Here is a 6,418-nt window from a genome sequence, read left to right as displayed (position 1 = left end):
CCGGGGGGGGGGGGCGCGGGGCGGCGGGGGGGCGGCCCCCCCCCGGGGGGGGGGGGCCGGGCCGGGGGCGGGGGGGGCCCCCCCCCCCCCCCGGCCGCCCCCCCCACGGCGCTCGCGGCGCCGCCGGTCCGGCGGCGCTACGCCCAGAGCTGTCCGTGGAGCGTCTTGATGGCCTCTTCCGTCGTGGCCGCCGTGTAGACGCCCGTGGAAAGGTACTTCCAGCCGCCGTCGGCCACGATGAAGACGATGTCGGCGCTCTCGCCGGCCTGCACCGCCTTGCGGCCGACGCCGAGCGCGGCGTGCAGCGCGGCGCCCGTGGAGACGCCCGCGAAGATGCCCTCCTGCTGGAGGAGTTCACGGGTGCGGGTGACCGCGTCGGCGGAGCCGACCGAGAAGCGGGTGGTGAGCACGGAGGGGTCGTACAGCTCCGGTACGAAGCCCTCGTCGAGGTTGCGCAGGCCGTACACCAGGTCGTCGTAGCGCGGTTCGGCGGCGACGATCTTCACGTCCGGCTTGTGCTCGCGCAGGAAGCGGCCGACGCCCATGAGGGTGCCGGTGGTGCCGAGGCCGGCGACGAAGTGGGTGATCGAGGGGAGGTCGGCCAGGATCTCCGGGCCGGTGGTGGCGTAGTGGGCGCCGGCGTTGTCCGGGTTGCCGTACTGGTAGAGCATCACCCAGTCCGGGTGCTCGGCGGCCAGTTCCTTGGCGACGCGTACGGCGGTGTTGGAGCCGCCCGCGGCCGGCGAGGGGATGATCTCGGCGCCCCACATGCCGAGCAGGTCCCGGCGCTCCTGCGAGGTGTTCTCGGGCATCACGCACACCATGCGGTAGCCCTTGAGCTTGGCCGCCATGGCCAGGGAGATGCCGGTGTTGCCGGAGGTGGGTTCCAGGATGGTGCAGCCGGGGGTGAGCCGGCCGTCCTTCTCCGCCTGCTCGATCATGTGCAGGGCCGGCCGGTCCTTGACGGAGCCGGTCGGGTTGCGGTCCTCCAGCTTGGCCCAGATCCGCACGTCGGCGGAGGGCGACAGGCGCGGCAGGCGGACGAGGGGTGTGCCGCCCACCGCGGCGAGCGGGGAGTCGTAGCGCATCGGGGACCAGCGGCCGTTCAGGCCATACCGCCGGCCACGGCCGGCAGGATCGTCACGGTGTCGCCGTCGGACAGCTTGGTGTCGATGCCGTCGACGAACCGGACGTCCTCGTCGTTCAGGTAGACGTTGACGAAGCGGCGCAGCTTGCCGTCTTCCACGATGCGGGCCTGGATGCCCGCGTGCCGGGTGTCGAGGTCGGCGAACAGCGCGGCGAGGGTGTCGCCGCTGCCCTCCACCGCCTTCTGACCGTCGGTGTACTGGCGGAGGATGGTGGGGATGCGGACCTCGATGGCCATGGTTGCGGACTCCTGTCGGAAGTGTCGGATCGGGGCGCACAGAGGGGTACCCGGGCTTTCGCACCGGGGAGCGCCGCGGCTCAGGGCCGCACGGCGGCAGGGAAACGTCAACAGATGGCGCTGTTCAGCCTGCACAGATCGACGTGCAGCCGCGCCACGAGCAACACGCCCGGCGCCTTCTCGCTCACGTCGTGGAGAACCATGGGGTCATCGTATCGATTCCCGGTCCGCTTCCTGGAAGGCGATCTCGCATCGTGGATGAACTCTGACCGAACTGTGGTCAGGGGGCTCGGTCAGTACGCGTCGACGACCTTGACGTCCTCCTCGGTGACCTGGCCGTCGAGGATCCGGAAGGAGCGGAACTGGAACTCGCCGAGGCCGTCGGTGTCCGCCGTGGAGACCAGTACGTAGTGGGCGCCGGGCTCGTTGGCGTAGCCGATGTCGGTGCGGGAGGGGTAGGCCTCGGTCGCGGTGTGGGAATGATAGATGATCACCGGCTCCTCGTCGCGGTCGTCCAGGTCGCGGTAGAGCTTCAGGAGGTCCTGCGAGTCGAACTCGTAGAACGTGGGCGAGCGGGCGGCGTTGAGCATCGGGACGAAGCGCTCGGGCCGGTCGGTGCCCGCGGGGCCCGCGACCACGCCGCACGCCTCGTCCGGGTGGTCCTCGCGGGCGTGGGCGACGATCCGGTCGTACAGGTCCTGGGTGATGGTCAGCATGCGGGCAAGGATAAGCAGAGGGGCCGCTCCGTACCGAGGGCTGGTACGGAGCGGCCCATATGACGGACGCCCTGAGCGGCGGCCGCCGCGGGCGCCCTGTGGGGCGCGCTGCGGCCGGGCGTCCTCGGCGGCGGGGCCTCGGTGAGGAGGTCCCCGACGGTCAGAGCACCTTCTCCAGCGCCGGTTCGCGGGGCTCGGTGATTCCCGGTGTGCGGTTCCTGAGCACCAGCCAGCCGATGCCGAGCGCGGTCGCCCAGCCCGCCATCACATACAGGCAGACCCGGGAGTCGGCGTCGTAGGCGATCAGGCCGGTGACGAAGACCAGGAAGGCGATGGCGATCCAGCTGCACACCGAGCCGCCCGGCGCCGGGAACGAGGACGCGGGCAGCCGGCCCGAGACGACCTCGCGGCGGTAGCGGACGTGGCTGATCAGGATCATCAGCCAGGTCCAGATGCCGGCGGCGGTGGCGACCGAGGTGACGTAGCCGAACGCCTTCTCCGGGACGATGTAGTTGAGGACCACGCCGATGCCCATGAAGGCGACGGAGACCGTGATGCCGAGCGCGGGGGTCCTGGTCGCCGAGAGCCGGCTGAACGCCTTCGGGGCCTCGCCGTTGTCGGCGAGGGTGCGCAGCATGCGGCCGGTGGAGTACATGCCGGAGTTGCAGGACGACAGGGCCGCGGTGAGCACCACGAAGTTGACGATGCCGGCGCCGGCCGGGATGCCGATGACCGCGAACGCCTTCACGAAGGGGCTGACGCCCTCGGCGAACTCGGTCCACTTCACCACGCACAGGATGACGGTGAGGGCGCCCACGTAGAAGAGCGCGATCCGCCAGGGCAGGGTGTTGATGGCCTTCGGGAGGGTCTTCTCGGGGTTCGCCGACTCGCCGGCGGTGACGCCGACGAGTTCCACGGCGAGGTAGGCGAACATCACGCCCTGGAGGGTCATCAGGGACGAGCCGACGCCCTTGGGGAAGAAGCCGTCGAACTGCCACAGGTTGGAGACCGTGGCGGTGTCACCGGCCGCGCTGAAGCCGAAGGTGAGCACGCCCAGGCCGATCACGATCATGCCGATGAGCGCGGTGACCTTGACCATCGAGAACCAGAACTCGATCTCGCCGAACAGCTTCACCGAGATCAGGTTGGCCACGAACAGGACCACCAGGAAGACCAGGGCCGTCGCCCACTGCGGGACGGACGGGAACCAGTAGTGGATGTAGATCGCGGCGGCCGTCAGCTCGGCCATGCCGGTCACCACCCACATCAGCCAGTACGTCCAGCCGGTGAAGTAGCCGAAGAACGGGCCGAGGAATTCCCGTGAGTACTCGGCGAAGGAGCCCGAGACGGGCCGGTAGAGCAGCAGCTCGCCGAGCGCGCGCATGATGAAGAAGATGACGCCGCCGGCCAGGGCGTACATCAGGATGAGGCTGGGTCCGGCCTTGGCGATGTTCGCCCCGGCGCCCAGGAACAGACCGACGCCGATGGCGCCGCCGATCGCGATCATCTGGACCTGACGGCTGCCGAGTCCGCGCTCGTAGCCCTCTTCGGGTGCCTCGGTGACCTGCGCTGAGGTCATGTGCGGTGCGCCTTTCTCCATGCCGATCCAGGCCCTTCGTCGGGCCACGGACCGGGTCTCTGTCCCCCCGGATGGATGGAGTGGTGCCTGGCCGGTGGTGACCGGCTCGCCGGCGCACCCGGCCGAACATGGGTGGTGTTCGCCGGGCGGTCGTGAAGATGTACCACGACCGCCCTGCTGATCACACCGGTGGACTGTGACGCATCCCACAGCAAAAAGGGGACGAGCGACACGCAATCAGCGCAAAAGGGGACGCATGGGTGACGCGATCGTTATCCGGATTTGAGCGTCCTCTGAGCGGACACGACAAGGGATGAATCAGGACAGGAGCGTGGACACAAGGGTTTCCTGGAGCCCGCCCAGCCACAGGTACGCCATCACCATCGGCTTGCGCGGGTCCTCGTCCGGCAGCCGGTAGAGCAGATCGGTGTCGTCCTCGTCGGTGATCTCCAGCCGGGAGCCGATCGCAAGCCGCAGGTCGTTGAGCGCGCCCAGCCACTGCCGGGACTCCGCGGGCGACAGCTTGAGGACCGCGCCGCCCTCCCCCGCCGCGGCCAGCGCGTCCAGGGCGCGGATCACCGCGAGGGCGTTCTCCCGCTTGCCGGCCCGCAGGTCGTTCTCGGTGTAGCGGCGGAACTCGGCGGAGTGCGCCTGCCGCTCCTCGGCCTCCTCGGCCGTGTCCGGCGCCCGCCCTGGGTCGCTGTAGGCGTCCGGGAAGAGGCGGCGCAGCACCGGGTCGGCGGGCGGCTCGCTGGGGCCCTCGGCGAACAGCTCGGCGAGCGGGTCGGCGGGGGCGTCCGGGGCGGGGCCGGGGCCGATCAGTTCCAGCAGCTGGACCGCCAGCGACCGGATGATGGAGATCTCGACGTCGTCGAGCGCGACGGCGGCGCCGCCGCCGGGGAGCGGTTCGAAGTGTCCTGGCATCAGTGAGGTCGTTACTTCCGGTCCTGCTGGAGGGTGGCCCACAGACCGTAGCCGTGCATCGCCTGCACGTCGCGCTCCATCTCCTCGCGGCTGCCGCTGGAGACCACCGCACGGCCCTTGTGGTGAACGTCGAGCATGAGCTTGGTGGCCTTGTCCTTGGGATAGCCGAAGTACGTCTGGAAGACGTACGTCACATAGCTCATGAGGTTGACCGGGTCGTTGTGCACGATGGTGACCCAGGGGACGTCGGGCTCGGGTACGGCGAAGACCTCCTCCGCCGACTCGGTGCGTTCGATCTCTACGGGCGCGGGTGACGTCACATGCCCATGCTGCCACGCCCGGCGAAAATCGTCACACTGACGAAATGGGGGTAGCATGCGGATCCATGGACACAGCAGACCTTGGGCTGCCGGTGGACGTTCCGTCGACGGCGCTCTTCACGGACCAGTACGAGCTGACGATGCTCCAGGCGGCCCTCAGGGCGGGTACCGCCGGGCGGCGCAGCGTGTTCGAGGTCTTCACCCGGCGGCTGCCGCACGGGCGCCGCTACGGCGTCGTGGCGGGCACCGGACGCGTGCTGGACGCGGTCGAGAACTTCCGCTTCGACGCGGGCGTGCTCGGCTTCCTGCGGGAGCGGCAGATCGTCGACGAGGAGACCCTTCAGTGGCTGTCCGGCTACCGCTTCGGCGGTGACATCTGGGGCTACCCCGAGGGCGAGGTGTACTTCCCGGGCTCGCCGCTGATGCGGGTGGAGGGGACGTTCGCCGAGTGCGTGCTCCTGGAGACGGTGATCCTGTCCATCCTCAACCACGACTCGGCCATCGCCGCCGCGGCCTCCCGGATGGCCTCGGCCGCCGGGCGGCGGCCGCTGATCGAGATGGGCGCCCGGCGCACCCACGAGCTGTCCGCCGTGGCCGCCGCGCGCGCCGCCTACATCGGCGGCTTCGCCACCACCTCGGACCTGGCCGCCGGCTTCCGCTACGGCATCCCGACGGTGGGCACCTCCGCCCACGCCTTCACCCTGCTGCACGACTGCGAGCGGGACGCCTTCCGGGCCCAGGTGGACTCGCTCGGGCGGGGCACCACGCTGCTGGTGGACACCTACGACGTCGCCGAGGCCGTCCGGACCGCCGTCGAGGTCGCCGGTCCCGAGCTGGGCGCGGTGCGCATCGACTCCGGGGACCTGCTGCTGGTCGCGCACCGGGTGCGGCAGCAGCTGGACGAGCTGGGCGCCGTCGACACGAAGATCGTCGTGACCTCGGACCTGGACGAGTACGCCATCGCCTCGCTCGCCGCCGCGCCCGTCGACGCGTACGGCGTCGGCACCCAGCTGGTGACCGGTTCCGGGCATCCGACCTGCTCGATGGTCTACAAGCTGGTGGCACGCGCCGAGTCGGGCGACCCGCAGGCGCCGCTGATGCCGGTGGCCAAGCGGTCCACCGGCGGCAAGACCTCCATCGGCGGGCGCAAGTGGGCCGCGCGGCGGCTGGACGCGGACGGGGTGGCGGAGACCGAGGTCATCGGCACCGGGCCGGTGCCCGCGGACCTGGTGGACCGGCAGCTCCTGGTCGAGCTGGTCAAGGGCGGCGAGGTGGTGGCCCGCGAGCCGCTGGACGTCGTCCGCGACCGGCACGCCGCCGCCCGCGCCAATCTGCCGCTGTCCGCTACCCAGCTCTCGCGAGGGGAACCCGTCATTCCGACGGAGTATGTCCCGGGACGGTCGGGTAGCTAGAGCGGGACCGCTAACGCCATCCCCCGACGCCCCCCTCCCGGACCGCCGCCGAAGTCTCTAGGCTCGTATCTTCCCTCCCCAGG

Annotated in this window: 8 protein-coding genes; 1 reads left to right on the top strand and 7 read right to left on the bottom strand. The window is 70.6% G+C overall.

Features of this window, described 5'->3' with window-relative positions:
* Window positions 1-137: 137 nt before the first annotated feature.
* The 7 genes from ACFYTE_RS29445 to clpS form a co-directional block, all read right to left on the bottom strand.
* Window positions 138-1,088 (bottom strand): PLP-dependent cysteine synthase family protein, encoded by a 951-nt coding sequence (locus ACFYTE_RS29445; protein ID WP_388716760.1) that lies wholly within the window; start codon window positions 1,086-1,088, stop codon window positions 138-140.
* 17 nt (window positions 1,089-1,105) lie between these two features.
* Window positions 1,106-1,384, bottom strand: coding sequence for a MoaD/ThiS family protein (locus ACFYTE_RS29440; protein ID WP_351736362.1), 279 nt, complete (start codon window positions 1,382-1,384; stop codon window positions 1,106-1,108).
* 107 nt (window positions 1,385-1,491) lie between these two features.
* Window positions 1,492-1,587 (bottom strand): putative leader peptide, encoded by a 96-nt coding sequence (locus ACFYTE_RS29435; protein WP_310887643.1) that lies wholly within the window; start codon window positions 1,585-1,587, stop codon window positions 1,492-1,494.
* A 90-nt stretch (window positions 1,588-1,677) separates the two neighbouring features.
* The gene (locus ACFYTE_RS29430; protein ID WP_388716756.1) at window positions 1,678-2,100 is read right to left on the bottom strand and encodes a Mov34/MPN/PAD-1 family protein; all 423 of its coding nucleotides are present in this window, start codon (window positions 2,098-2,100) and stop codon (window positions 1,678-1,680) included.
* Between the two features lie 160 nt (window positions 2,101-2,260).
* Window positions 2,261-3,679 carry an amino acid permease gene (locus ACFYTE_RS29425; RefSeq protein ID WP_388716753.1) on the bottom strand — a complete coding sequence of 473 codons (1,419 nt, stop codon included), beginning with the start codon at window positions 3,677-3,679 and terminating at the stop codon, window positions 2,261-2,263.
* 318 nt (window positions 3,680-3,997) lie between these two features.
* Window positions 3,998-4,603, bottom strand: a complete 606-nt coding sequence (locus ACFYTE_RS29420) for a DUF2017 domain-containing protein (RefSeq protein ID WP_388716750.1) — start codon at window positions 4,601-4,603, stop codon at window positions 3,998-4,000.
* Between the two features lie 11 nt (window positions 4,604-4,614).
* Complete coding sequence (gene clpS / locus ACFYTE_RS29415; RefSeq protein WP_388716747.1) at window positions 4,615-4,980, bottom strand: ATP-dependent Clp protease adapter ClpS; 366 nt, start codon at window positions 4,978-4,980, stop codon at window positions 4,615-4,617.
* 8 nt (window positions 4,981-4,988) lie between these two features.
* Here clpS and ACFYTE_RS29410 point away from each other — a divergent pair, with 8 nt between their 5' ends.
* Window positions 4,989-6,335, top strand: coding sequence for a nicotinate phosphoribosyltransferase (locus ACFYTE_RS29410; protein WP_388716744.1), 1,347 nt, complete (start codon window positions 4,989-4,991; stop codon window positions 6,333-6,335).
* Window positions 6,336-6,418: the final 83 nt, after the last annotated feature.

This window comes from Streptomyces sp. NPDC004629, from assembly GCF_042873595.1.
Lineage (GTDB): Bacteria > Actinomycetota > Actinomycetes > Streptomycetales > Streptomycetaceae > Streptomyces.
The sequence above is the reverse complement of the archived record's forward strand: the minus strand, read 5'-3'. Positions and strand labels throughout refer to the sequence as shown.

Coding starts and splice junctions, on each gene's coding strand:
- ACFYTE_RS29445 (WP_388716760.1), bottom strand. CDS start 1,088: ATGCGCTACGACTCCCCGCTCGCCGCGGTGGGCGGCACACCCCTCGTC.
- ACFYTE_RS29440 (WP_351736362.1), bottom strand. CDS start 1,384: ATGGCCATCGAGGTCCGCATCCCCACCATCCTCCGCCAGTACACCGAC.
- ACFYTE_RS29435 (WP_310887643.1), bottom strand. CDS start 1,587: ATGGTTCTCCACGACGTGAGCGAGAAGGCGCCGGGCGTGTTGCTCGTG.
- ACFYTE_RS29430 (WP_388716756.1), bottom strand. CDS start 2,100: ATGCTGACCATCACCCAGGACCTGTACGACCGGATCGTCGCCCACGCC.
- ACFYTE_RS29425 (WP_388716753.1), bottom strand. CDS start 3,679: ATGACCTCAGCGCAGGTCACCGAGGCACCCGAAGAGGGCTACGAGCGC.
- ACFYTE_RS29420 (WP_388716750.1), bottom strand. CDS start 4,603: ATGCCAGGACACTTCGAACCGCTCCCCGGCGGCGGCGCCGCCGTCGCG.
- clpS (WP_388716747.1), bottom strand. CDS start 4,980: ATGCTACCCCCATTTCGTCAGTGTGACGATTTTCGCCGGGCGTGGCAG.
- ACFYTE_RS29410 (WP_388716744.1), top strand. CDS start 4,989: ATGGACACAGCAGACCTTGGGCTGCCGGTGGACGTTCCGTCGACGGCG.